This is a genomic window from Psychroflexus montanilacus (assembly GCF_020164535.1).
GTDB lineage: Bacteria > Bacteroidota > Bacteroidia > Flavobacteriales > Flavobacteriaceae > Psychroflexus > Psychroflexus montanilacus.
Window position 1 is genome coordinate 132581 of the sequence record NZ_JAIQZC010000002.1, and the last position, 23890, is coordinate 156470.

Sequence of the window (23890 nt, forward strand, 5' to 3'; positions counted from 1 at the left end):
TTTTCAAAAGGCACATAGAATATCAAAGTTTAGTTACCCTATTAGTTACCCTATTGAAATTTTAGGTTCGATTCCTAAAATAGGGTAACTAAATTTAAAAAATTCGGAGCGAATTCGCCGATATTACTGGAACTCGAGATGTTTTTAAATTAATCTTGCTCAAATTTAAAAACCTAAAGGGATGTTAAAAGTAATCTATTTTATTAAGTCTGATAAGGTCATGAAGAATGGCGAATGTCCAATCTATGCTAAGATTCAATATCAGCAACAGACGTTAACGATGAGTACCAAGCAAAGTATCACTTCAAAACGCTGGAATTTCACCAATAATCTTAGAAATCCACTAAAGCTTGAGAAAGAGAAAGTCATTAAGACATCTCTGGAAAGCTTTAAGCTTGCTTTTGAAAGAAAAATCAAGCGTGAATTTTAACGGAAAAGTTGGGAACGCAGTAGTTGGAGACAACAACCGTATTTCGATTAAAAATAGTCCGAAAAAACAAAAAGCAAAATATCCCGAAAATTGTATTGGATTTGATAATGTTAAAGCAAATTATATTGGACATTTAATAAAAAGAAATAATGAATATAAAGAATTCGAAGTCGGAAAAGGAAATGTAAGATATGGAGTTTTTGGCGCTCACTTAAAAAAGAAATATAAAATTGGACCAACTCGGACAATTTACAATGTTCCAATTGGAAAATTTGAGGAATTAAGCCAATATATTCAGTCAAGAATTGACGGAACAAAATTGGCTAAAGTCAAAGGAAATTCCCATAAGAATTATTCATATTTTGCCGAATTTGAAAAAGATGTCGGATAAAAAACTGTTGCCAACAATGGTAACCGTTGCACAAGCCACTAAAACTCAAAAAAATGAGTTATTTTAAGCCCTTTTCAGGGCTTTTATATTTTTAATTAGGTTTGATTTACGCTAAATTAAGTGGGCTTAAATCAAAGTTGATCAAGTGCTTAAGGGCTTTTATTTCAGAAAACAAAGACCGCAGAGCTTTTGCTCCACTTTTTACCCGCTTTTGAGTGAATTTCAGATACTTTTTCAGGTTATAAGCCATGGCTGAGAGGTGCATCACCTTGTTGGCTTGTTGTAGTCCGATGGTATTGATCTTTCTTAATCCCATAAATTGAGTAAGAGTGCCGAAGACAGGTTCTACTGTACTTTGCCGTTTGGCTTTCATGTATCTGCCTTGTTTGCTTTCTACCCGCTCTATGTTTCGATCATACTCTTCTTTGTAGTAAGTCACTGAGAACTTCTTCTCTTTGGCTGTCCGTCCTAAACATTCTGCTTGCAACGGACAGCCTTTACACTGTTTACTTGAACTTCGGTATTCTTTCTTTAAGGTAGCTGTTCGGTAATCTTTAAACACCTTTTTAAAGGGAATAATCTCTCCTTGAGGACAGATGTAATGATCTTGCTCCTGATTATATTTAAAACCTTCTGGACCGCCTCTGTAAGTCCCGTGAGCAGGAATAAAACTTTGCAATCCTGTACGTTCTAAAAATGCATAAATCTCTCCGCTACTGTAGCCTGCATCTGCAATACAATTCCTCCAAAGCAATCCTGTTTTTTGTAATTTTGGTTGTAATCGACCAACAATATCCTGAAGGTATTGGTTATCTTTCTTATCTGCATGATAAGCTCTGATATCGGTGATCACATGGTGTCCAGTATCAACGCTTAACTGACTTAGGTAATTCAGTTTTCTGGCTTTGCCTGGTTTAACACTAATGCGAGCATCTGGATCTGTTGGACTGTAGTGGGTCTTATTGCTGGTATAGCGAGCCCCTTTGTTTTTCGCCCCTGGACGGTAGTCCTGATCTTTTGACCATTTTTTGTTTCTGGACTTTAGGGCCGCCAGCTCTTGCTTATTAGCACTGATGCTTTGTTGCTCCTTACTGGCTTTGTTCTCTTTTGCCTTTCTATAAACTTCTTTATCTCGATGGCTGATGTGACGAACTTCTGCAAGATGACCCTCCAGATCCTGCTCAGGGACTTTGAGTTCCAGACTGTCCATAGAAGCATTGGCTTTTACGGGAGCCGAGTCTATGGCTTGGGTATGACCGCTCACCATACCTTTATCAATACACATCTTTAAAACTTTGGTGAAGACCTCTTCAAATATCTTTTCTGGAAAAAGCTGACGGGTTCTGCTGATAGTGGAGTGCCAAGGCAATTGATCATCAACATCGTAACCGATAAAAAACAAAATATCTAAGCGCATACTACAATGTTCAATCAGTTTACGATCACTTATAATATTCTCTAAATAACCCACTAAACACAGCTTAAAGAACACAACTGGGTCTATGCTTTTTTGTCCGCTTGAACCGTAATAAGGTTTTGTCAATTCATACAGATAGTCTAAGTCCAACACTGACTTTAGCCTGCGATAAAAATTGTGTGCTGGGACTCGCTCACTCAGTAAAAATCGAGTAAACAATTTCTCTTGATAGGTCTTTTTTCCTTGCATTACTAAAGATAATCAATTCCAAACTTTTCAATGCCAATCAATTATATATATTTACAAGGAAAACGAGTTGTGCAACAGGCACACCGGCTATAGTTCATTGCTAGGTCACTGCCGACTTACGAAAATCACTGCGTGATTTTCTACTTGTGATTTATTTGCTAAATTAGGTGCCGAGACACGCAACAAACCATAGCCAACCCGTTATGGCAAATTTAAACTGACAAAAAAGTTGAGAGAGAATAAGAACACAGAATATATTATTGAATTTGATAAAAATGGTTACGTAAAAATTACAGACTCCAAATTTGAATTTCACTGTGGAATTATAAGCGAATATGAATTTATAGTACCGATTGAAGATATCAGGAGAGTTAATTTACAAGGTGAAGGCTTATCAAATAATAAAGGCTGTAATCCTTTTTCTCTGATTTTCAATTTATTGCCAGGTTTAACAGCGGATAATTTAATTGTTTATGGAGATTCTAAAATTGGGGATAACATACTTGTAATTCGTTACAAAACTGACAAACAAGCAAGATGGGTATCTAGAGAAATTTCATGGTCAGGAATTGATACTAATAAGGTTGAAAAAATTAAGCAGATATTAAGAACTAAGAATAAAAAATTGCCATAACACAGGCTATAATTCATTGCGGTTGAATTCCTTGGCGGAATTCAACGCTATTTTGCTATCTTTCGGTTACAACGGAAAGAATCCTGCGGATTTTTCCGCAACGAAATCATAGCCAGGAACGTTGTAAGGCATTTGAAAATCGAAACTGAATGGGAGTTTGGAACACTGAAATAAAAGGAAATGATACCACATTAGATATTTACTCGAACTTTTTCGAGAAGTATAATAATGGAGGAAGTCAAGTTTGGGTTTCAAACGAAATAAAAACGGAATTTGCTGACTATTTTTCAGATTCAGACGACCGCAATAATTCATTATTCGGACTTGCTTTGGCTCAATGGGAAACAAAGTCTCTTGAACCCGAAATTTTAAAGCAGGTAAAAGAAATAATTGATAGTGGAACAGACTTGGAATTGTGGAAAGAACTTGGCGCAGATGAAAAGACGATTCAGGAAAGAAAAACTGAATTACAAAACTTTCTGAAATTAATCTCGACTGAAAAACCAAAAGCGAAAAGAAGAGTTCGACCGAAATTTGAATTTACGACAAACGAACTCGTCCGAATTTCAACTGTTGACGGAACAAAGGAATTTAAAGTCAACGAAGAATTTACGAATGGAAAATATATCCATACAAGTGGAATAATGGAATGGAATTCTGGTGGTGGAGCTGGAATAATGTACTTTAATGGAGAAGGTAAAAAAGTTTCTGCCAAATGGATTGACAATAACAACTTGGAAATAATTCACGAACCGAATTTGAATTTTGTAAAAAAGGAGAATGAATCGTTTTTCCGAGGAAACGAAGTGAAAATAGAATATAAAACTGAATAAAAAACGCCTTACAACAATGGCTATAAGTAATTGCTGGTTCTCGCCTACTTCTGAAAATCCTCGCGGATTTTCAGTTTGGTGTGTACTTGCAAAGTTAATCGCAAACCCACGCAACTACTCATAGCCGAGACCGTTGTGCGTCATTTAAGAAAACCGTTATTTGATAAATATTTTGAGTTTAAATGAAAAAATGGATTTTAATAATTGTTGGAATAATACTGATTGGAATAGTCGGAATTGGAATTAAAATTAACTCAAATTTGAACAAACTTGGAGAAGCCTTTAACTCCGAACACTCTTTAAACGAATCGAATTTGATAATTCTTTCGGAATCGATTTCACCGAACAAAAAACATAAATATTACGAATATCAATTTGACAAAGGTGGATTAGGATATTCAAGTATTTTTTGGTCTGTAATTAAGAATGACGAAAATGAAACTGACCTTGGAAAAGGATTAATTTCGAAAGGCTATAAAGTAGTTGGATGGAATGAAAAAAATGAACTGAAATTAAAAAGACGGAATCCAACATCAGAACTCAACAATATTGCGAAATTGAAAAGCGGAACGGAATTTAACGGAGTGAAAATAAATATAGTGGAATAAAAAACGAACGCACAACAGCGCATCCTATGAAAAGCAATCGTCCTGATCTTCATTCAAATTTATACTATTTTTCTTTTAAGCCCTATCTCATTTATTACTAATCTTTAAATCACGTTTTATAAGGTTTGAAGCTTGTTTCACAGCTTATAAAATGTAATAATAATAACTTGCTCCGCATCCCTTCGACGAGCTCAGGTCATCGCCTATGTGTGGTCAATAGATATCTACCGCCACCAGTACCGCACGTGCGGGAAGTATAAGTTAAAAAAGTCAATCCACTTTCTAACAAATGTGGTCTAGCTTTAATTTAAAGGCTTAGCCACCTAAGCTGTTTTATGATATGAACTTTAAGTTCACTGTGAGCTTTGTTATTGGTTTATAATTTTATCTCTATTCTTCAATTTTCATCTTTTATTGTATGACTCCTATTTCATAAGGTATTTCTGTTTTTATAACGGCTAAAGTTCTACTCAGTAGCTTTCTGGCTACTTTGACGACTATTTTCTTGGTATCCTTGCCTAAATGCTTTCTGTGATACGTTTGCATCACAGGATCTGTCATGGATTTATCTGTAATGCTGGATCTGCTCATGACGTCTTTTAAAAAGCTAAGGGATTTCTCTCGTTCCTGATCTGGAATTATAATGCTGGTGAGCCGTCCATCCTTAAGCTTACGGCTGATAATTTAAGTATTGATTTTATTGGTCACCACAATTAAAAACTTAATAATACAATCTAAAATCCAGTAACCTGCAAAGTTTATATTGCTTTTGAAACATGCTTTCAACAACCTCTTTTAAATCATCATTTTCGTAAAACAGACTAAAAAACAAACGGTCAATGGTATAGGCACTGGATACACTTTCAGAATGAAATCCATATCCAGAGATTGCTCTGGCACCAGTAACATCAATAAAATACTGACATTCTTCATCGGTAAGATCAAGAACCTTTAGGTTGGCGAAATGAATAACTTTCCCTTTCATTTGTCCTTCAAACAATTCTGCGATCTCTTCTATGCTGTAATAGTATCCGTTGATTAAAATGTTATTGGCTTCACCTGGCAGAACCAAATAAATAATTTCATAATCCTGAAAATGATGATCATCATACAATAAGAAGTTCAGACTATCTTCCAATCCTTCTATAGTATCGCAAGACTTGTATATACTGGAAATATTTTGTGTCAATGCTATGTTCTCCAGGATCTTAACTACTTCTGTTGTATCATGACGATCTGCATCTGGAACGGCTTCCAGGCAATAGATGAAATTTTCAATTTCCATAGATTAAATTTTTGTTGCGCTCTTAATTCATAACAAATTTAGTAGTTAAACTCCAGCTCCCCATATTCTCTTCTATCTTAAATTGTTTGGATCCAATTTGTCGGTAGAGGTTGTTTCTTTTGAAGATAGAATTACAATGTTAAGTTTGAAGTTGAATATGTTGTAAATTGGATGCATCTAACTTTTAATCTTTCATACGATGCATTATATCCTTTTTTACAAAGCTGTTGAAAATTATACCGAAAAGAGAGCACCCTTTAGAGAAGAACATTTAAAGCTTATTGAAGACTGTCACGCTAATGGTAGCTTGCTTATGGCTGGTGCAGTAGGTGAGCCAGCGGATGGTGGCGCTTTTATTTTTAAAAGCTACAGCCCAAAAGCTGCTGAGGAATTTGCGAAGAACGATCCGTACGTTAAAAATGGTTTGATTTCTAATTGGAATGTACAGCCATGGACTGTGGTGATTGGCGGGTAAAGTAATGTCTTCTCCAGTATTTAAGATGGTAAAAGCATATTGTGCTGACTTAACACCTTCAGTAGGTCATCGCTGCAGACTGGAGCATAAAGGCAACTATCGGCATTAAGCAATGTATTGTGAAGCATGAAATATATGAAAGGCAAAATCAAAATAAAACAAATTTGACTTGCCTCTAATTGAGTTTTTATGCTCATGTGATGTTGGTCAATTAATCGGAGATTGATACCTTCATAAAGTAAGATTAAAAGCTTTACTTTTAGTTGAATTTAATGGAGAACTAGCTGATATTCAGGGTGTCGTTTTGTAACTAACAATCTACGAAGATGGAATTTAAAAAATTGACTAGTACCGAGCCTTTTGATGTGGCGACTTATGTGAAGATGTATTACGAATTGTATAAGGGTCACGAATTGAGACTGTACCTGGGTTGTGATAGCCAGAATAAACTAAATACAACTTATGCTACTACATTGGTATTTAACGTGGCAGCTACTGGTTGTCATGTGATCTATAGAAAGGAAGTGGTTCCGCTTATTTCGGACATGTGGACCAGACTGTGGGGAGAAGCTGAGCGCTCTGTAGATACAGCGCTTTATTTGCGTGAACATGGCATTGAGATCGATACCATTGATCTGGATTACAATGTAGACCCTAAGTATAAATCCAACAAAGTAGTCACTGCCGCTGTAGGATATGTAGAATCTCTTGGGTTTAAAGCTAGAATAAAACCGGACTTGCTGCCTGCAGCCTATGCTGCAGATCATATTGTGGGATGACGTTTCTTTTAACTATTTTAAGTTGAATTTGGTGGTCCTTTCCCCTACTGGTCTGTTTTTTTAAATCTAATTATTAGCGGCAGGTGGTCGCTTAGGACTTTTAACTTTTCCTCATCTAACAGGCTGGGAACCTGAGCTGAATTTTGTACGTATTCATTTTCCATATTCCCATTATATAAAATATAATCCAGTCTTCTTGATGGATTTTCTACGGAATGTGTAAAGACCTCCTCTGGCAATGGGTCGTAAAACTTGTCTGCTGTCCCACTACCCTGCTTCAAAGCTTGAATTTCCTTGCTCCCAAGCGTGCTGTTTAAATCACCAGCAACTAGCAAATTCTGAGAGGGATTCATACTTAAAAAACGCTTGAACTGGTGCTTCAGGAAGTTAATCTGTCCCAACCTCATCGACTCATTACGCTCCCCACGTCCTGCTTTGAGGTGAAGTCCTGTTAATATAAAATCATAATCAGCTGCTGGGAATACTTCCAGAGACCACATTCTTGTGTTGAGTTGACTTTGCGTTTCTGTAAGGCCTTCTTCGTTTTTAAAATCCACAACCGGAGTCGTTACATTTCCATAAGCATACATAACGCCAAGTGGAAATTTGCTCATCACTACAACATTCATATACCAATTGTCGCTTGTGGCGCTGGCAAAGAAATCATAACCCATACCCTCTAGATGTTCTGCTGCTATTTGACGTAAAAATTTTGAACTTTCAAACTCCTGTAAAATAACCACATCTGCATCTTCGTTTTTCAAGGCCTCCACCAGATACATCACCTTTTCTTTCATTTCTGGATTTGGTTCATTCTCACGTCCTGCGTCTATGTACGGGTCATCATACTCATCTACAAAATGTTCCACATTCCAGGACAAGACTTTGAAGGTTTCCTGGTCTGTATACTCATAATCTGCAGGTAGGACTTGTGCTTCTCTTAGATCGAAAGTGGTCTGTCTACTGCTGACTGTTTTTTCTTCTTGATTTTCTTGAGAAGAGACACAGCTTTGCAAGGCCAGAATACAAATAGTTATAATCAAAAGTGAATTTGATAGATGTAAATTACGTTTTAAAACTCTAGGACTTATCATTTGAAAAAATTTAGGAATGCGAAGATAGATTAACCAGCTTTACAATTTACCTTTCACTGAAGACATAGCTGTAACTTAACTTAAAATTGAATTTAATATAGCATAGAATAAGTTCAATTTTAATTAAAAGTCTTAATTTTTACAGCAAAACTATATTCAAAATTAATTTATACAATACAAATCAAATCAATCATGAAAAAAGGGTTTTTAATCGACATGGATGGTGTAATTTATGGAAATGACACTTTGATTCCTGGTGCTGATAAATTTATAAACAAGTTGCAGGAAAAAAATGTTCCGTTTTTGTTTATGACTAATAACAGTCAACGCACCCCTTTAGATACAGTGAATAAAGTTGCAAGAATGGGTATAGACATCGAAGAGAAAAATGTCTACACCAGCGCGATGGCTACAGCCTTCTTCTTATCTTTCATGAAGCCGCAGGGATCTGCATATGTGCTTGGCGAAGGCGGATTGATAACAAGTCTTTCTCAGCATGGATACACTTTGGTTAATAATAATCCTGATTTTGTTGTCGTGGGAGAGGGAAGAAACTTCACTCTTGAGATGGTGAACAATGCGGTGGATATGATTTTATCTGGTGCCAAATTGATTGCCACCAATCTTGACCCATCACCGATGAAACCGGGGTGGACAAATTTAGGTATTAAAGCTATTGTAACTATGATAGAAGAAGCTACGGGTAAGAAGGCGTTTTCAGTTGGGAAACCCAGTCCGGTAATGATGCGAGCTGCCCGTAAACATCTAGGGCTTGAAGCAAGAGAAACCATAATCATTGGAGATACGATGGATACAGATATTTTGGGCGGTGTTCAGTTAGGCTACACTTCCATCTTGACTCTTTCAGGAGTGACCAAAAAGGAAAACCTAAATGATTATGCCTTTAAACCAGATTTAATCATCAACTCGATTAAAGACCTTAACCTGGAAGAGGTCTTGAAGATGGAGTAATTTAAAACTAGTCGTATCCGACTAAGAAATAATAACCTTTTGTTTTAGTAAATAGACATTAGATTATGACTAAAGTTTACTTGTTTTAATTTTTGAACCAAACAACAATAATTTAAACCAATAAGCGAGGGCTCTTATCTGGAAACAGATTTTAGCCCTCGTTTTTTTTACCTAATTACTATTTTTTGAAAAATAACGATCGTCATCCATCAGATGAATTGTGGCATTTTGAAGCTGCGATTTGTTTCCATGTTAATTACGACTTATAAGGTTTGAGACGAACTATATTAACTGAGAAGTCATAAGCCTTAAAACGTTCTTACCCAACCGATCCCAGATATTAAGCTAACTAGGATAAATTCAGAAACAGTTGAACATAAAAAAGCCCTTCCGTTGGGAAAGACTTCAGATGGTTTATTTTCTAAACCTTAGAATGCTTTGACACATTCACAACACAACTCCTTTAAAAAAGCGGTCTGGATAGCTTGCCCCCAATCTTTTGGTGGGAGACTCGAACTCGTCCCCAAGGCTTTGGGGATGACAGGCAGCAGTATGTTCACCAAAAATCTACCCCTCTGTCCTGAATTTATGAATTTCATTTAATTGAGACTGCATCAATCTTTCAATTTGATCCTTGCTATATTTTTTCAACTTTTTTTCACGTATCAAGGCACTTTTTTTGTCTTGAAATGACTGCAAATAAATCAACCTCCAAGGCCCCTTGTTTGAAGTGTAGCGACTTAAATTTTCATTATGAGCTACAATTAGGCTTGATCCCAAAATAAAGCATACAAACATCAAAATTAATCAAAAATAAAAAAGCCCTTCCGTTGGGAAAGACTTCAGATGGTTTATTTTCTAAACCTTAGAATGCTTTGACACATTCACAACACAACTCCTTTAAAAAAAGCGGTCTGGACGAGACTCGAACTCGCGACCCCCTGCGTGACAGGCAGGTATTCTAACCAACTGAACTACCAGACCGTTGCTTAATTGCGAGTGCAAATATAAACCCAATTTTTAATTACACAAACATGTTTGATGAAAATAATTCAACAAAAAACAGCTTCAAGACTTTAGCTTCTGTTTTTCAACTAAGTAAGTCGATAAAATTTTTTCGAAATTATTCTGTATATCCGCTTCTATGTATCTTATCTTGTATTTAGCGCAGGTGAGCTTCACTTCCTGAATAAATTCTGACATTTTTTCAACGTACTCTTTTTGTATTTGGTGAGTGTGTAAATCGATTTTGGAACCTGTCTCTAAGTCGAAAAAGCGTTTAGGAGCATCATCAAATTCAAATAGAACTTCCGTCTTGTAATCTAATGTATGGAATAAGACAACTTGATGCCTGTTATATTTCAGATGTCTTAAAGCTTCAAATAATTCAGCTCTTGGTATATCTGGCTGAAGCAAATCTGTAAACAAAAAAACCAAAGAACGACGCTTCAGTTTTTCTGCAATTTCATGCAAAAATTGATAGGTATTTGTTTTTGAACTTTCTTGTGGACTATTGATGCTTTTTTCAAGCTCATTATAAATCATATTGTAATGCAAACCACTTCCCTTCTCTGTGGCTTGAAATCTCAACACTTCATCATAAATAGACAAGCCTACGGCATCTCGTTGCTTATTGAGCAATTGCATAATGGAGGCAATGGACAAGGCTGAAAAGCTAAGTTTGTCCAACTGTGATACTGATGGCGCAGAGACTTCAGGATAATACATAGACGCCGACTGGTCTAAAATGAAATGGCACCTGAGATTGGTCTCTTCTTCAAATTTTTTAGTGTAAAGTTTATCTGTTTTAGCATAGAGTTTCCAATCTATATGTCTTGTGTTTTCTCCAGTATTGTAGAGTTTATGTTCTGCAAACTCAGCCGAGTACCCATGAAATGGGCTTTTGTGTATGCCTGAAATAAAGCCTTCTACCACTTGAGAAGCAAGTAGAGGCAAGTTTGAAAGTTTTGAATTTCTGAGTTCAGTTTTAATATCCATGAGAGTGTAAATAAAAAAGGCCTGGTACAATGACCAAGCCTTAAATATAAATATCTTTAGTTTGAACTACAAGACACTATCGATAGCTTCCTTGTAGGTTTCTTTTTGCGCTACACCTACCTGGCGATTTACCATTTCTCCGTCTTTAAACAAAAGAACAGTTGGTATGTTTCTTACTCCATATTTTGCAGCAAATTCTTGGTTTTGATCTACATCCATTTTAGCAACTACTGCTTTTCCTTCGTACTCTGTGCTCAATTCGTCAATGATTGGCCCAACCATTCTACATGGTCCGCACCAAGCTGCCCAAAAATCTACCAATACTGGTTTATCACTATTCAAAACTTTTTCCTGAAAATCCTTATCTGTTATTTCTAATGCCATAATTATAATGTTTTATGCAAAATTAAGTTTTGTGTTGAGATATTGAACTTAATTATATATTAATTAATCTTATTTAAGAATTAGAGCGGCTTATCTTAATAAGTTCTCCATTTGATATTACACCCCATGCTAGGTTTTTGCTCACTCGGAACTGGCCTGTTGTTTAGAAGCGCATCCAGAGCTTCCCTAATGCTTCTTCCAGAGGTAGGTATCCCATTTTTTGGCCTTGAGTCATCTAGCTGGCCCCTGTATACCAATCGCAATGCTTCGTCGAACACGTAGAAATCTGGTGTACAAGCCGCGTGGTAAGCTTTCGCCACCTCCTGGGTTTCGTCATATAAATAAGGGAAAGGATAATTAAGTTGTCTGGCGATTTTAAACATCAGTTCTGGGTGATCCTGCGGATATGCTTTCACATCATTACTGGAAATAGCTATAAAGCTAAATCCTAAAATTCTGTAATCATTGGCAAGTCGTACTATTTCATCATTCACGTGCTTTACATATGGGCAATGGTTACATATGAACATGATAACAGTTCCCTTTTCTCCCTTAAGTTTTGGTAAAGTGTAGGTTTCTCTGGAAACAGTATCAGGAAGTTCAAAACCTGGAGCGATTGTTCCAAGTTCCAACATATTAGATGGAGTTAAAGACATTGTCAGTTTTTTTATATTTCAAATTTAAATAAAAAAAGCTATCGTTTCCGATAGCTTTAAAATCACTTTTCATCTTCAAAATTTATTTTTTTGAAGGCTTGTTTTCTTTTGCGGGAGCATTTATCTTTTGTGTAAGCTCGTAAGATAAAGAGGACTTATCGAAAGTCATTTTACCAGAACCTGTTTCTAAGATAATAGCATCTAGCTTTTCACTCATATCTGCAACTTTTCCATGCAGGCCACTTTTGGTAACTACTTTATCTCCGCGTTTTATAGATTCAATAAAACTTTTTTCCTGCTTTTGCTTTTTCATTTGAGGCCTTATCATAAAAAAATAAAGCACAACAAATATTAAAACTAAGGGTAGTAAACTTCCTATTTGATCCATATAAATTATTTCACTGGTGAACCAGCATTAGCATTTTTGGGATTCACAAATGCTTTGATTCGTATAGTTTCCTTTCCAGACTGAGTATTTGCAGTAATTCTAACTGCTTTCATTTGTTGATTTGGCTTTCCACTTGTATTAAATTTTACTAGCATCTCACCTTCATCTCCAGGAGCAATTGATTCTTTAGTCCATGTTGGAACAGTACATCCGCAGCTTGCTGCTGCATTAGAAACTATAAGAGGAGCATCTCCTGTATTTTTGAAAACAAAAGTGTGTTCTACAACTTCTCCTTCTTCTACAGTACCAAAATCGTATTCGCTTTCTTCAAATTCCATTTTAGGAAATGATTGTTTTTGCGTATCACGCTCTTCAGCCAATTCTTTCTTGGATTGATCCACTTTTTCTGAAGCTTCATTTTTACAAGCTGTAAGGGACAATGTTGCTAAAGCAACTAGGGCAAACATTAATTTTTTCATGAGAAATAATTTAAATTTATTACAAAAATATGACAATTTCGTCAATTACATTAAGCCTCTGCCGACTTTATTAATTTTACCGTTGGTTTGGTACTCCTTGGATACAGTATCCAAAACTCCATTAATGAAAGTGCTACTCTTTGGCGTGCTGTATTCTTTGGCAAGTTCCAGATATTCATTGATAGTCACTCTCACTGGAATAGACGGGAATTTCATAAATTCACATAAAGCCATTTTCATGAGAATACTGTCTATTTCTGCAATTCTATCCTGATCCCAGTTGGGGGTTTTATTCTTTGTGATTTCAGAAAACTGCTCGTTAGCAAGAAGAGTTTTAGTGAATAATTCTCTCGCAAAATTTTCATCTTCCACGTTTTTATACAATCTTGGGATGGAAAGCACTTCATCACTTTCCTTTTGCTTCTGAAGAAATTTCAACAAGGTTGTATTGACGATTGGAAAATCATCTATCCATGTCAAATTATGATCTTCGTAATAATCATACAAATCATCATTTGGAGCAATAATAGTTTTAAACACATCAACAACAAACTCTTTATCTTCTTTGAAGCTTGAAGTCTGTGTGAATATATAATCCGCATAAATATCGGATTCCAAAATTTTGTTCCAGATCAGCTTTGGATATTCATCATCTTTGGCCCAATGATTCAGTTTACGATCTTCTATGAGTTCACTAAGTGCATTTGAGCCTGCAATTCTGTGAAGCAATTGATTGTTGATAAATTTTTTATTGGGATTCTTTTCTTCCTCGGTCGCCAGAAATTTCTTCTTGACAATTTGATAATATTCTTCCGCGTAGCTTCTCACTTTTACCAAGAGCTCGAGGTTAAGTAAAAACAAATTATACATATCTTCTGTGCTCTTTTTGAGAAATTTCTCTTCAGCCTGCATAGAGTCTTTACTGCCTTGATGAAAAGCATACAAAGATTGCATCACTTTTGCACGAATATGTCTTCTTGTTAACATGTATAAGTTCTAAAATTTTAGCGCAAAAATAATATTAAAAAGAAGAGAAGGAACCCTATTTTGAATTTTTTAAAGACAAATTGAATCCATTCAAAATTCAACACCGATGTATGTTTAAACTTTTGTTATATCAAAGGGCAATTCAGTCTTTTGATTACATTTGCAAGCCTAAAGAAATTATAGATGAAGGCCCTTCAAAGTCTTAATAAATACTTATATAAGTACCGAGGCAGGCTACTGCTAGGCTTTATCATCACTATTGGGGCACGTGTTTTTGCAGTTTTCACCCCTCAACTTATAAGAAAATCGACCAATGCCATTGAAGATTATGTCAATGGTGATATCACTAGCATAGAGGTGGTGAAGGATAAACTGCTTCTCAATATTGGTCTTATTATAGGAGCTGCCCTAGCCTCTGCCATATTCACATTCCTGATGAGACAAACTTTTATAGTAGTTTCCAGGTATATAGAATATGACCTAAAAAATGAGGTTTATACTCAGTATCAAAATTTGTCGCTAGATTTTTACAAGAGGAACCGAACCGGTGACCTAATGAACAGAATTTCCGAAGACGTTTCTAAGGTAAGAATGTACGTAGGCCCAGCATTGATGTATGGAGTACAAACGCTCACCCTATTTGTAGTTGTGATTTACTTTATGGTGAAAGCAGCGCCAACACTTACTTTATACACACTAGTTCCTTTTCCTATATTATCGTTTGCTATCTACAAATTAAGCGTTGCCATAAATAAGCGAAGTGCAGAAATCCAGCGGTTCCTTTCCTACCTCAATACGTATACCCAGGAAAGCTTTAGCGGAATTGCGGTTATAAAGTCCTACGGAATTTTAAACCGGTTCAATTCAGATTTTGAAAAATTATCTGATGAAAGCAAAGAGAAAAATGTGAATCTTGCCAAAGTTGAAGCCTTCTTTTTTCCCTTAATGATATTATTGATAGGTTTCAGTAACCTGTTTGTTATCTATTTTGGAGGAATGCAGTACATCAATGGTGAAATTGAAAGCGTAGGCGTTATTGTAGAGTTTTTGCTTTATGTAAATATGCTCACCTGGCCTGTAGCTTCTGTAGGTTGGATCACTTCAATGGTGCAAAGAGCTGAAGCCTCTCAGGAACGCATCAATGAATTTCTGAGTGAAACTCCAAATGTAAAAAACAATTCCCCAGATTCTTCTGAATCTATTTTAGGCGAAATAGAATTTAGAAATGTAAGCTTTACTTACGAAGACACTAATATTGTAGCTCTCAAAAATATTTCCTTCAAAGTAAATAAAGGAGAAACCCTGGCTATCATGGGTAAGACAGGATCTGGAAAATCAACTATTCTAGAATTGATAGGTAGATTATACGATGTAGATGAAGGTGAAATTTTAATTGATGGTAAACCCATCGAAAGCTATAATCTGGATGGATTGAGACAACAATTAGGCTATGTTCCTCAGGATGCCTTTCTCTTCAGTAGTTCTATACGTGACAATATTAAGTTTGGTAAAGCAGACGCTACTGAAGAAGACATCATCAATGCAGCAAAAAATGCAGCCGTGCATAAAAATATCATTGAATTCAATAAAGGCTACGATACCATTTTAGGAGAACGAGGCATCACTTTGTCTGGCGGTCAAAAACAACGCGTTTCTATCGCTAGGGCAATTATAAAAGATCCACAGATCGTGCTATTTGATGATTGTCTATCTGCAGTGGATACTGAAACCGAAGAAGAAATTTTTAATAAGCTCAATAAAATTTCCAACAACAAAACTTCGGTTGTGGTAAGCCACCGAGCCTCATCTGCCAAAAATGCAGACCATATCATCATTCTGGATGAAGGCAAAATCCTTGAAGAAGGCACTCACACAGAACTGATCGCTAAAAATGGTTATTACAAAGACTTGTATAACAAACAACTTTCAGAAAAAGAAAATTGAAAATTTATTTGCATTTTTAATTTTTTTTAAGACTTTTGAACAAACGTTATATTAATCTTATTTAACAAAAGCATTATGAGTGAACAAGGATCGATGAAGAATGAAGACATTTTCTCGAAAGTGATAAGAGCAGGAAGAAGGACTTACTTTTTTGATGTAAGGTCTACAAAGGCAGATGATTATTACCTCACTATTACAGAAAGTAAAAAATTCACCAATGAAGATGGCTCTTTCTTTTACAGAAAACACAAGATTTACCTCTACAAGGAAGATTTTGAAAACTTCAAAGAAGCTTTAGAAGAAACTACAAATTTTATCATCGATAAAAAAGGCGAAGAAGTGATCAGCGATCGTCATCAGAAAGATTTTACGAAACCTTCTGAACTGGAAGCCGAACACTCAGGTAATGAAGAGGCAGCACCCAAAACAAGTGCAACCGCATTTACCAATGTAAGTTTTGACGATATATAACTAGTGATAGTTACCTAAACTATAGGAAACCCCCTTTCGAAATAAATTTGAAAGGGGGTTTGTTTTATTTAGAAAAATATAATGATTGAAAAATGACAATCAAGGCGCCCATAAATGCCAGAGTCATCGCAATTCCAGACACCATGATTACGTATTTCATCCAGAGAATTCCTGACCAGAGCAAATAAATTCCTCCAAAGGTGAGAAGTATAGAGACAAATGGCTCAATCATTAAAAGCTTCCTAAGCATTGAATTAACTGAAGTTTTTGACACCAAAAGACCCGTGAGAAAAAAAATGACCGAAATAGACAAAATGTGTGTATGCACGATATTTAGGATTTCTTGCTTACTTTTTTTGAATTTCATTTCCACAGCCGCATCGTCATCCTCATTCCCAAGGTAGTTTTGCTCGATACCTGTTGGGGACTGATCAGTAGTGTCTTCTACAAATGTGATTCCAGTAAAATATCCTATGCTCAATACTATCAAAAACACAGAAATAAGATGTTTGACTTCTTTTGGCAGATCTTTTAAAGATTGATTAGTTGCCATACTTCAATTCCTCTTTGGTAAAAGCCTTCATATCTTCCAGTGAAATTTGCACTGCTTTAGTCATGGAAGTAGCAGTAATGGTAGCTCCAGAAACTGCCGAAATGTCTTTCCCATAATTAAAGCTCTCACCAGGCTTCATACCGATAAACTGTTTTAACCACCTTTGTGAGCCTACCTGTCTTCCATAGTTCTCTCTGTAAATTAAAATTTTAGACTTTTTAATCTTTACATCCTCATCATACAAAACCACAAAATCATAAACATCGTGTTTAGAATTGGCCTGAGATAAGTAAGCATAGCCCAGGAGATTCTCATTTTTTGAAATTTTGAAAATATATAACTCGTCCTTTTTTTGAATTTTAAACTGACTATAATCCACTTTAGAAATAGTCAAATTCTCATCTTCAAAAGTTGATGCAATAGCTTGTTCAAGTTTTTGCTGCAGTGCATTAGGAATCTTCAAAAGAGGACCCGCTAATGCAAAGCAGAAAAAATAAGCTAGACATAAAAAATGAACCCACTTCATACTTAAGCTTTTACTATGAATTTTTCAATGGTAGACCTAATGTCTTTTTTGGATGGTGCTTTTTCAGGTGTTAAATGCATAAACAACGGCATCCCGTCTACAGATTTCTTAAGCTCAAGCACTTCACTTTTAGCATAAATATCATCCCAAATTTTTCTCACCTTAGCCCAATATTTTTTATTGGAAGACCACCAGTCTTTTGCTATTTCACACTTCTCATCATCAACTTTTTCATAGGTGTTATAACCTTTTTCCATGACCAAAAGCTCTTCACTACCATCCTCATGTTGTATAATTTTTTTATTGTCTTGCTCATGAATCCAGCCTTCTTTGGTCAACTCCTGTCTATTACCCCTTTTCATCAAGTTATAATCGTCTCGTTTGGAATACTCACGTCTTGGGAGTGGAGAATTACTTTCATTTTCCCAGTAAGTTTTATTATCATAATGCACCCAGGTTGCACTTCCAGAATACCTTGGGCTATCATCGACCTGATACACCTTTTGAGTCCATTGTCCTTCAACTTGCTCCTTTTTTGCATCATAAAACTTCCAAGTATTACCAGTATCGTAAGAAAACATCTCATTGTTCTCAAACAACCAATCTTGCCTCCAGTGCTTTATCACTGTAGAATCATTAATTACCAGAAGATGCTGAATGGATATTTCATTCTCCTTGTCCTCAACGATCTCAGCCCATTCTAATGCATAAGCTGTGTAGTCCAGTTTCTTTTCGTAATCGATTTCTGGGGAAAAAGTCTCGGTATACTGAAAACTTACTTCGTAACATCCACACATTTCTTTGATTGCGTTTTGGTCTTTTACTTTTTTAGACTCCTGTGCTTGTAAGCTTAGTAAAGCTGTGAATAAAAAAGTGGCAATTGCTAAACCTTTGGTTTTCATCTGTTTTAAGTTTTTAGGTTAAAAATTGAAAGCAAAAATATATATTTTTATTTAGATTTAATAAAGATAATAATATATTTGCGAAAGTATTTTTATTAAGACTTAATATAAATAATGAGAAAACTAGTTTTTGCTTTCGTTGTTATAGGGTTTACTAATGGTCTGGCTCAATCCAAAAAAGGATCTGATACTTATCTTGACGGCATAAATGATCTGGATGAAGTGGTGGTCACAGGACAGATCAATCCACAGAGTGTTGATAAATCTGTTTTTGAAGTTAAAGTCATTAACAGGCAAACCATAGATAATCTAGCTGCGAATAATCTGGCTGATATCCTAAATCAGCAGCTAAATATAAACATTGTACCAAATGCTTCCACAGGTAAATCTGGTGTTCAACTCTTTGGTTTGGATGCTCAGTATTTCAAAATATTAGTAGATAACATACCTCTTGTAAGTGATGAAGGCCTTGGAAATAACGCCGACCTCACTCAAATTAACCTAGATGATATTGAAAGAATTGAAATTGTAGAAGGGGCAATGGGCGTGCAGTATGGAGCGAATGCAGTTTCTGGAATCATCAATATAATAACCAAAAAAGATTCTGAATATAAGTGGGAAATTACACCCTTTATACAAGAAGAAAGCATTGGAGATGAATACAATTTAAGCGATCAAGGAAGACATATTCAATCTTTACGGGTTGCTCATAACATCAATGATAATTGGTACGCCCAAGTGAGTGCTTTCAGAAACGATTTTAAAGGTCGATTTGGCGAAAAGCAAGGCCAAGATTATATTGAAAATGACGGTTTACGTGGATACGAGTGGTTACCAAAAGTCCAGACCAATTACAAAGCACTTTTGCGTTACAACCATAAAAACACTACTCTTTTTTACAAATTTGAATACTTTGATGAAACCGTAAGTCGCTATTCTGAAAGCGTATTTAGAAATTTCAATCCATCAACACAGACTTCCAATCCTACTGCTAACGACGACATTTTTGACACCCAGCGCCTGGTCCATCACATCAATTTGAATACTCTCATTTTTGATAAAACAAGATTGGATATTTCTACTTCATTTCAGAAGCAAACACGAAATGTTGAACAATTTACCTACAGACTATTATCTGGGAAAAAAGAAAACATTCGAAAAAATGAATATGAATCTCGTAATGTCTTCTTCTCCAGAGGTAACCTGAGTAATTTCATTTCTACTGAATCATTCGATCTACAAGCCGGCTATGAAATCAACCTCATCGATGGATATACCTCTCCTATGTCAAACCCACTTCAATCTGAGGCCGTAAGTCGAAGCTTACACTCCTACGATGCCTTTGTCACATCCAGATTTGAGTTATCGGAGAAGTTTTCCATACGCCCAGGCGCCAGACTATTATTGTCCAATAATTTTGACCCCCTGTTTGCAGTTTCATTAAGTTCAAAGTATGTGTTCAACGATGGCTTGCAAGCAAGAGCGGTAGTAGGAAGTTCACCAAGGACACCCAGCTACGATGAGCTTTTCACCTATTTTGTCGACGTCAATCATGATGTAAGGGGAAATGAAAACCTCTCTCCAGAGCAGGGATATTCCGCATTTTTTCACCTCAAAAAAGCTTATTGGAATAAGGATTATTCTTTGAAGGTGAAACCAAAATTAAGTTTCTGGTATCTCAATGTAGAAGACCGGATTGAACTCAGCATCGTCAACCCTTCTCCTCTTGCCTACCAGTACATTAATATTGACAAGTTCCAATCCATTGGCACTTCATTAACCACCTCTTTAGAATATCAAAATCTTACCGCCAACATTGGGTTGTCACTAACGGGGATTTCAAAAGTTTTAGACAGCCGTGAAAATTTTAATGACGATTTTCTATACGGACTTCAAGCCAATACCAGCTTAAGTTATCGTGTTCCAAAATTAGATATCACCAGCTCTTTGTTTTTTAAATATAATGGTCCACAGTATCAATTTGTACAACAGCAAACGGAAGCAGGGGAAACTGCTTTAGAACGCGGAAAACAAGATGGTTTTGGCCTGATGGATTTCAGCTTAAGGAAACAATTCTTAAACAAGCGGCTGGATGTCACTCTTGGCTCCAGGAACCTTCTGGATGTAGATAGAGTCAACACTACTGCAACAGAAGGCGGTGCTCATTCGGGTGCGCCATCTAACATTCTACTAGCCTATGGACGCTCCTATTTTATTAAACTTTTATATCAATTCAAATTTTAAACACCATGAAACACTTAACACTTACCTTACAATTTTTATGCATTGCTGTTCTACTAAGCTGTAGCAGCGATGATGATTCACCAGCTCAAACAGAAACTGTAGTAGCATTTGAAAACTCTGAGCTCATCTTCTCAACCTCTGTAGATGAGCGAACTATCAATTTGGTCTTTTCAAATCCTGCACAGCAAGCTGGAAATATTCAGCTAAGCTGGAGTTCTAATAATTCAAATTATAACGAAGATTTTGTAACCACTCCAGGGTCTGAAAGTGGTACTCTGGAACTTCCATTTGAAAATGGAGATGATGGAGTTTCTTTTGAACTGCAAAAACTTCAAAACCCCATTGAAGGACAAGAAAAAACTATAAACTTCAGTATTACCTCAACGTCATTATCAAATTTTATTGCAGGAGGAAATACAGATTTGGAAGTTGCATTTTCTGAAGCAGCGGCAAGCAGTGGTAACTTTGCTCCTGAAGTTGGCGGCCCTAATCAACCCAACCAAGTCTTTTTGGATTTGAGTTCACAGTCCTCAGTAACCTCTAGCAGAGAGGCCTGGGATTTGAAATTTTACAATGGAGACGACTTTAGAGTAAAACTTAACGGTTCCTTATTTATGGCAGCTGCAGAATTAGAGTTTGAAGATATCACTACTGTAACTGCTGAAGATGTAGCAGAACTTCAAAGTCAGGTTGCTGTGGGTACCTTTAATCCAGCAAACATGGCTTATGTTGATGCTCCAAATGGAGAGCTCTATGGAACTGCCATTTCAGAAATTTCTGTATCAGACTCAGAAAATAAAGTTTATTTGCTAAATCTTGGAAACGAAATTGGTACAGAAACTCCGCAACCTGGAAGCGAAGCTGTTGCTGGTGAAGCTAGAGGCTGGAAAAAAATAAGGATCCTAAGAGATGGGCAGAACTATATTCTGCAACATGCCAATTTGGACGAAACAGATTTCCAGGAAATCACCATAAATAAGACGTCACAGAATTCTTTTTCTCATGTCAAATTAGCTTCCAACGAAATTGTACAAGTTGATGAAAATATCACCTGGGATTTAAAATTCACAGTATTTACCAACGAAATTACTGGCGCAGGATCTTATGGATTCACCGATTTTATTGTCAATAACAGGCTGCAAGGAGCAAAAGCCTTCATGATGGAAACATCAAGTTTCAGTTATAACGAATTCAATATAGATAATGTTGACACTGAAAATTTCACTGAAGACCAAAGAGGAATTGGCAGCCAGTGGAGAGTTGGTGGGGGACCTAACTCTTCTCCAACTTTAAAAGAAGATGTCTTTTTTATTCTTCAGGATGGAGATGAAAATATCTATAAAATCAGGTTTACAGCTTTGACCAATGACAATGGCATAAGAGGCTATCCAGCATTTGAATACGAAAAATTGAATTAGCCTTAAATTTTAATATATTTAAAAAACCCTTGCAAATTGATTTTGCAAGGGGTTTTATATTCTCGATTAAAATTATTCTGAAACTTTGAAGGTAATGGGCAGGGCAAAAATCACATCCACAGGGTTGCCTCGCTGTTTTCCAGGCTGCATCTTGGGAAGCTTTTCAATAACGCGCTGACTTTCTTGTTTGAGCTTTGGATGTGGCGCTCTGGCATTGATGAATTCTGCTTCTCCATTGGCTTTTATTTTGAAGGAAGTATAAATTCTATTGATGCCCTTCAATCCTAGATCTGACGCCAAGCCTGTATCAAATTCTTTGTTGATAAACTTCTTGAGTTGTTCGCTCATACAAGATTTTCTATCCTTGTTATCTTTATACTGCTCACAACCTGGAAAAATAGGAACATCCTCTATCACATCAAATCCCATTTCCTTGACAGGTTCATCCTCTATGGGTTCTATGTCATCAAGGCCTAAAGGAACTGGATCTTTTGCAGGTTCTTTGGGCTCTGGTGTTTCTTCCTTTGTTTCCGGCTCATTTTCATCGATGATAAAATCATCCACATCTGGCTTAGGCTCTGGTACAGGTTCGAGTTTTTCTTCTGGTATTGTAATGCTGGGCATTTCTTCATCATCCAACATAAGGTAAGTGACAGTTTCCTGATCTACATTGGATCGCGCTTCTGTTTTCCATTCTACTAAAATTAATATGCAGACGAGCGTCGCTATAAGTCCAATTTGAAAGAATAAAGTTTTGCTTCGATTGAGGTTTTTACCTGGGTATTTTTTTGGTTTCATCATTCGTTTTTTTAAAGTGTAAAATTTCTTAACATTAAAAAGTCGAACTAACTTTTTATGCTTCAGGATCAAAACGAATTCGTGTATGTGCTAGCAGATTTGAAATACCAAGAATAATGCCATAGGGTTTAAAAACAGAAAACCCACAAACTTTCATTTGCGGGTTTTCCAGCCTCTGATATAGTTTATTCTATCGTAATATTTCTATAATAGTTTCTTCCGTTATTATTAATTGCAACAGAATAATCTCCAGATGGAACTTCAGAAAAATCTAGAGTTTTATTGAATACAGCGTCGTTATTTTTAAGGGTAATAATAAGATTTCCATTTTTATCGTACAACTTAAATTGTGTTGGTTGCATTGTAGGATTAGTAAATCCTACTCTCAGTTTTCTAGCATCAGCGTCAATTTGTTTGAAGTGAGGCTTGAATGCTACACTTGTTTCAGAAATGCTTATTCCATTTTTGGTCTTGGAAATGGATTTTGTAGAAATCATGTAATCGTCTTCTAGAGAAAGCGAATAATAGCCCTCTGGAAGATTTTCCAGACTTATATTTTTGATATAAGGCTGAAATAATGATTTGTCCTCAAAAAGGACTTCACTCCCATCACTTAAAACCAACTTATCTGCTTTATTGATGTTATTGATTTTGATGCTTAAAACTTGATTTTGATTCACTTCCACTTTAAACTCTCTTGAAGCATAAGTTGAAATACTAGTTAGAAAAACTAAAGTAATCGCTAATGTGTTAATAAACTGTTTCATAATTAAATATTTATATTAATACTCATATATCTTCGAATATCACATGACAAAGATAAGAGCCGTCATTTGCTTATTTACGCCCAAAATAAACACAAATATGTTCTATATTAACCCTTCAACAACAGTAAAGTATTCTAATAGCATTATATAAAACATATATAAATGATTAATATATTTACAAATTGTATTTTTGAATTATGATATTTCA

General features: G+C 35.8%; 28 protein-coding genes and 1 tRNA gene. 12 read left to right on the forward strand and 17 right to left on the reverse strand.

Features of this window, described 5'->3' with window-relative positions; translation table 11 throughout:
• Window positions 1-181 precede the first annotated feature (181 nt).
• Both LB454_RS07385 and LB454_RS07390 read left to right on the forward strand, forming a co-directional pair.
• A complete protein-coding gene (locus LB454_RS07385; RefSeq protein ID WP_224464009.1) occupies window positions 182-430 on the forward strand; it encodes a hypothetical protein in 249 nt (82 codons plus the stop codon).
• The gene (locus tag LB454_RS07390) at window positions 402-821 is read left to right on the forward strand and encodes a hypothetical protein (protein ID WP_224464010.1); all 420 of its coding nucleotides are present in this window, start codon (window positions 402-404) and stop codon (window positions 819-821) included. The genes LB454_RS07385 and LB454_RS07390 overlap by 29 nt, the downstream gene beginning before the upstream one ends.
• A gap of 106 nt (window positions 822-927) precedes the next feature.
• On the opposite strand, the gene LB454_RS07395 is transcribed toward LB454_RS07390, so the two are convergent.
• Window positions 928-2487: an IS1182 family transposase gene (locus LB454_RS07395; RefSeq protein ID WP_224464012.1), complete on the reverse strand. Its 1560-nt coding sequence runs from the start codon at window positions 2485-2487 to the stop codon at window positions 928-930.
• Window positions 2488-2716: 229 nt separating this feature from the next.
• Here LB454_RS07395 and LB454_RS07400 point away from each other — a divergent pair, with 229 nt between their 5' ends.
• The 3 genes from LB454_RS07400 (at window position 2717) to LB454_RS07410 (ending at window position 4562) form a co-directional block, all read left to right on the forward strand.
• Window positions 2717-3121 (forward strand): hypothetical protein, encoded by a 405-nt coding sequence (locus LB454_RS07400; RefSeq protein WP_224464014.1) that lies wholly within the window; start codon window positions 2717-2719, stop codon window positions 3119-3121.
• A 149-nt stretch (window positions 3122-3270) separates the two neighbouring features.
• Entirely contained in the window at window positions 3271-3954 is a 684-nt protein-coding gene (locus tag LB454_RS07405; protein ID WP_224464015.1) for a hypothetical protein, read from the forward strand.
• A 182-nt stretch (window positions 3955-4136) separates the two neighbouring features.
• Window positions 4137-4562 (forward strand): hypothetical protein, encoded by a 426-nt coding sequence (locus LB454_RS07410; RefSeq protein WP_224464017.1) that lies wholly within the window; start codon window positions 4137-4139, stop codon window positions 4560-4562.
• A 411-nt stretch (window positions 4563-4973) separates the two neighbouring features.
• On the opposite strand, the gene LB454_RS07415 is transcribed toward LB454_RS07410, so the two are convergent.
• Both LB454_RS07415 and LB454_RS07420 read right to left on the reverse strand, forming a co-directional pair.
• Window positions 4974-5153: a hypothetical protein gene (locus LB454_RS07415; RefSeq protein ID WP_224464019.1), complete on the reverse strand. Its 180-nt coding sequence runs from the start codon at window positions 5151-5153 to the stop codon at window positions 4974-4976.
• Window positions 5154-5283: 130 nt separating this feature from the next.
• Window positions 5284-5847 carry a DUF6642 family protein gene (locus LB454_RS07420; RefSeq protein WP_224464020.1) on the reverse strand — a complete coding sequence of 188 codons (564 nt, stop codon included), beginning with the start codon at window positions 5845-5847 and terminating at the stop codon, window positions 5284-5286.
• A gap of 199 nt (window positions 5848-6046) precedes the next feature.
• Here LB454_RS07420 and LB454_RS07425 point away from each other — a divergent pair, with 199 nt between their 5' ends.
• On the forward strand, window positions 6047-6322 hold the full coding sequence (locus LB454_RS07425) for a YciI-like protein (RefSeq protein ID WP_224464022.1): 276 nt from the start codon (window positions 6047-6049) through the stop codon (window positions 6320-6322).
• Window positions 6323-6648: 326 nt separating this feature from the next.
• Window positions 6649-7101 (forward strand): ribonuclease H-like YkuK family protein, encoded by a 453-nt coding sequence (locus tag LB454_RS07430; protein ID WP_224464023.1) that lies wholly within the window; start codon window positions 6649-6651, stop codon window positions 7099-7101.
• Window positions 7102-7145: 44 nt separating this feature from the next.
• Here the strand turns inward: LB454_RS07430 and LB454_RS07435 are convergent, their stop codons facing one another.
• Window positions 7146-8195, reverse strand: a complete 1050-nt coding sequence (locus LB454_RS07435; protein WP_224464026.1) for an endonuclease/exonuclease/phosphatase family protein — start codon at window positions 8193-8195, stop codon at window positions 7146-7148.
• 192 nt (window positions 8196-8387) lie between these two features.
• Between LB454_RS07435 and LB454_RS07440 the strand changes: the two genes are divergently transcribed.
• Window positions 8388-9167 carry an HAD-IIA family hydrolase gene (locus LB454_RS07440; protein WP_224464027.1) on the forward strand — a complete coding sequence of 260 codons (780 nt, stop codon included), beginning with the start codon at window positions 8388-8390 and terminating at the stop codon, window positions 9165-9167.
• Between the two features lie 567 nt (window positions 9168-9734).
• On the opposite strand, the gene LB454_RS14150 is transcribed toward LB454_RS07440, so the two are convergent.
• From LB454_RS14150 to nusB, 8 genes are all read right to left on the reverse strand, one after another.
• Complete coding sequence (locus LB454_RS14150; RefSeq protein ID WP_224464029.1) at window positions 9735-9965, reverse strand: GIY-YIG nuclease family protein; 231 nt, start codon at window positions 9963-9965, stop codon at window positions 9735-9737.
• A 112-nt stretch (window positions 9966-10077) separates the two neighbouring features.
• Window positions 10078-10151 (reverse strand) — tRNA-Asp (locus tag LB454_RS07450).
• A gap of 84 nt (window positions 10152-10235) precedes the next feature.
• Window positions 10236-11165 carry a DUF58 domain-containing protein gene (locus LB454_RS07455; protein WP_224464032.1) on the reverse strand — a complete coding sequence of 310 codons (930 nt, stop codon included), beginning with the start codon at window positions 11163-11165 and terminating at the stop codon, window positions 10236-10238.
• Between the two features lie 66 nt (window positions 11166-11231).
• On the reverse strand, window positions 11232-11549 hold the full coding sequence (trxA, locus tag LB454_RS07460) for a thioredoxin (RefSeq protein WP_224464034.1): 318 nt from the start codon (window positions 11547-11549) through the stop codon (window positions 11232-11234).
• A 95-nt stretch (window positions 11550-11644) separates the two neighbouring features.
• Window positions 11645-12205 (reverse strand): thioredoxin family protein, encoded by a 561-nt coding sequence (locus LB454_RS07465; protein WP_224464036.1) that lies wholly within the window; start codon window positions 12203-12205, stop codon window positions 11645-11647.
• 82 nt (window positions 12206-12287) lie between these two features.
• Window positions 12288-12593, reverse strand: a complete 306-nt coding sequence (gene yajC / locus LB454_RS07470; protein WP_224464038.1) for a preprotein translocase subunit YajC — start codon at window positions 12591-12593, stop codon at window positions 12288-12290.
• A 5-nt stretch (window positions 12594-12598) separates the two neighbouring features.
• The gene (locus LB454_RS07475; RefSeq protein WP_224464041.1) at window positions 12599-13072 is read right to left on the reverse strand and encodes a DUF1573 domain-containing protein; all 474 of its coding nucleotides are present in this window, start codon (window positions 13070-13072) and stop codon (window positions 12599-12601) included.
• A gap of 45 nt (window positions 13073-13117) precedes the next feature.
• On the reverse strand, window positions 13118-14059 hold the full coding sequence (nusB, locus tag LB454_RS07480) for a transcription antitermination factor NusB (RefSeq protein WP_224464042.1): 942 nt from the start codon (window positions 14057-14059) through the stop codon (window positions 13118-13120).
• Between the two features lie 183 nt (window positions 14060-14242).
• Between nusB and LB454_RS07485 the strand changes: the two genes are divergently transcribed.
• The gene (locus tag LB454_RS07485) at window positions 14243-16003 is read left to right on the forward strand and encodes an ABC transporter ATP-binding protein (protein WP_224464045.1); all 1761 of its coding nucleotides are present in this window, start codon (window positions 14243-14245) and stop codon (window positions 16001-16003) included.
• Window positions 16004-16078: 75 nt separating this feature from the next.
• The gene (locus LB454_RS07490) at window positions 16079-16474 is read left to right on the forward strand and encodes a PUR family DNA/RNA-binding protein (RefSeq protein ID WP_224464047.1); all 396 of its coding nucleotides are present in this window, start codon (window positions 16079-16081) and stop codon (window positions 16472-16474) included.
• Between the two features lie 64 nt (window positions 16475-16538).
• On the opposite strand, the gene LB454_RS07495 is transcribed toward LB454_RS07490, so the two are convergent.
• From LB454_RS07495 to LB454_RS07505, 3 genes are read right to left on the reverse strand one after another with little or no spacing between them, the layout of a single operon-like run.
• Entirely contained in the window at window positions 16539-17027 is a 489-nt protein-coding gene (locus tag LB454_RS07495) for a hypothetical protein (protein ID WP_224464049.1), read from the reverse strand.
• The gene (locus LB454_RS07500) at window positions 17017-17553 is read right to left on the reverse strand and encodes an FMN-binding protein (protein WP_224464050.1); all 537 of its coding nucleotides are present in this window, start codon (window positions 17551-17553) and stop codon (window positions 17017-17019) included. The genes LB454_RS07495 and LB454_RS07500 overlap by 11 nt, the downstream gene beginning before the upstream one ends.
• A 2-nt stretch (window positions 17554-17555) precedes the next feature.
• The gene (locus LB454_RS07505; protein WP_224464051.1) at window positions 17556-18455 is read right to left on the reverse strand and encodes a DUF6607 family protein; all 900 of its coding nucleotides are present in this window, start codon (window positions 18453-18455) and stop codon (window positions 17556-17558) included.
• Between the two features lie 114 nt (window positions 18456-18569).
• Between LB454_RS07505 and LB454_RS07510 the strand changes: the two genes are divergently transcribed.
• Together LB454_RS07510 and LB454_RS07515 are read left to right on the forward strand one after the other, a co-directional pair.
• Window positions 18570-20699 carry a TonB-dependent receptor plug domain-containing protein gene (locus tag LB454_RS07510; protein WP_224464052.1) on the forward strand — a complete coding sequence of 710 codons (2130 nt, stop codon included), beginning with the start codon at window positions 18570-18572 and terminating at the stop codon, window positions 20697-20699.
• Window positions 20700-20704: 5 nt separating this feature from the next.
• Entirely contained in the window at window positions 20705-22117 is a 1413-nt protein-coding gene (locus LB454_RS07515; RefSeq protein WP_224464053.1) for an HmuY family protein, read from the forward strand.
• Window positions 22118-22189: 72 nt separating this feature from the next.
• Here LB454_RS07515 and LB454_RS07520 read toward each other — a convergent pair whose 3' ends face one another.
• Together LB454_RS07520 and LB454_RS07525 are read right to left on the reverse strand one after the other, a co-directional pair.
• On the reverse strand, window positions 22190-22915 hold the full coding sequence (locus LB454_RS07520; RefSeq protein WP_224464054.1) for an energy transducer TonB: 726 nt from the start codon (window positions 22913-22915) through the stop codon (window positions 22190-22192).
• A 185-nt stretch (window positions 22916-23100) separates the two neighbouring features.
• On the reverse strand, window positions 23101-23682 hold the full coding sequence (locus tag LB454_RS07525) for a LolA-like protein (RefSeq protein ID WP_224464055.1): 582 nt from the start codon (window positions 23680-23682) through the stop codon (window positions 23101-23103).
• Between the last annotated feature and the right edge of the window lie 208 nt (window positions 23683-23890).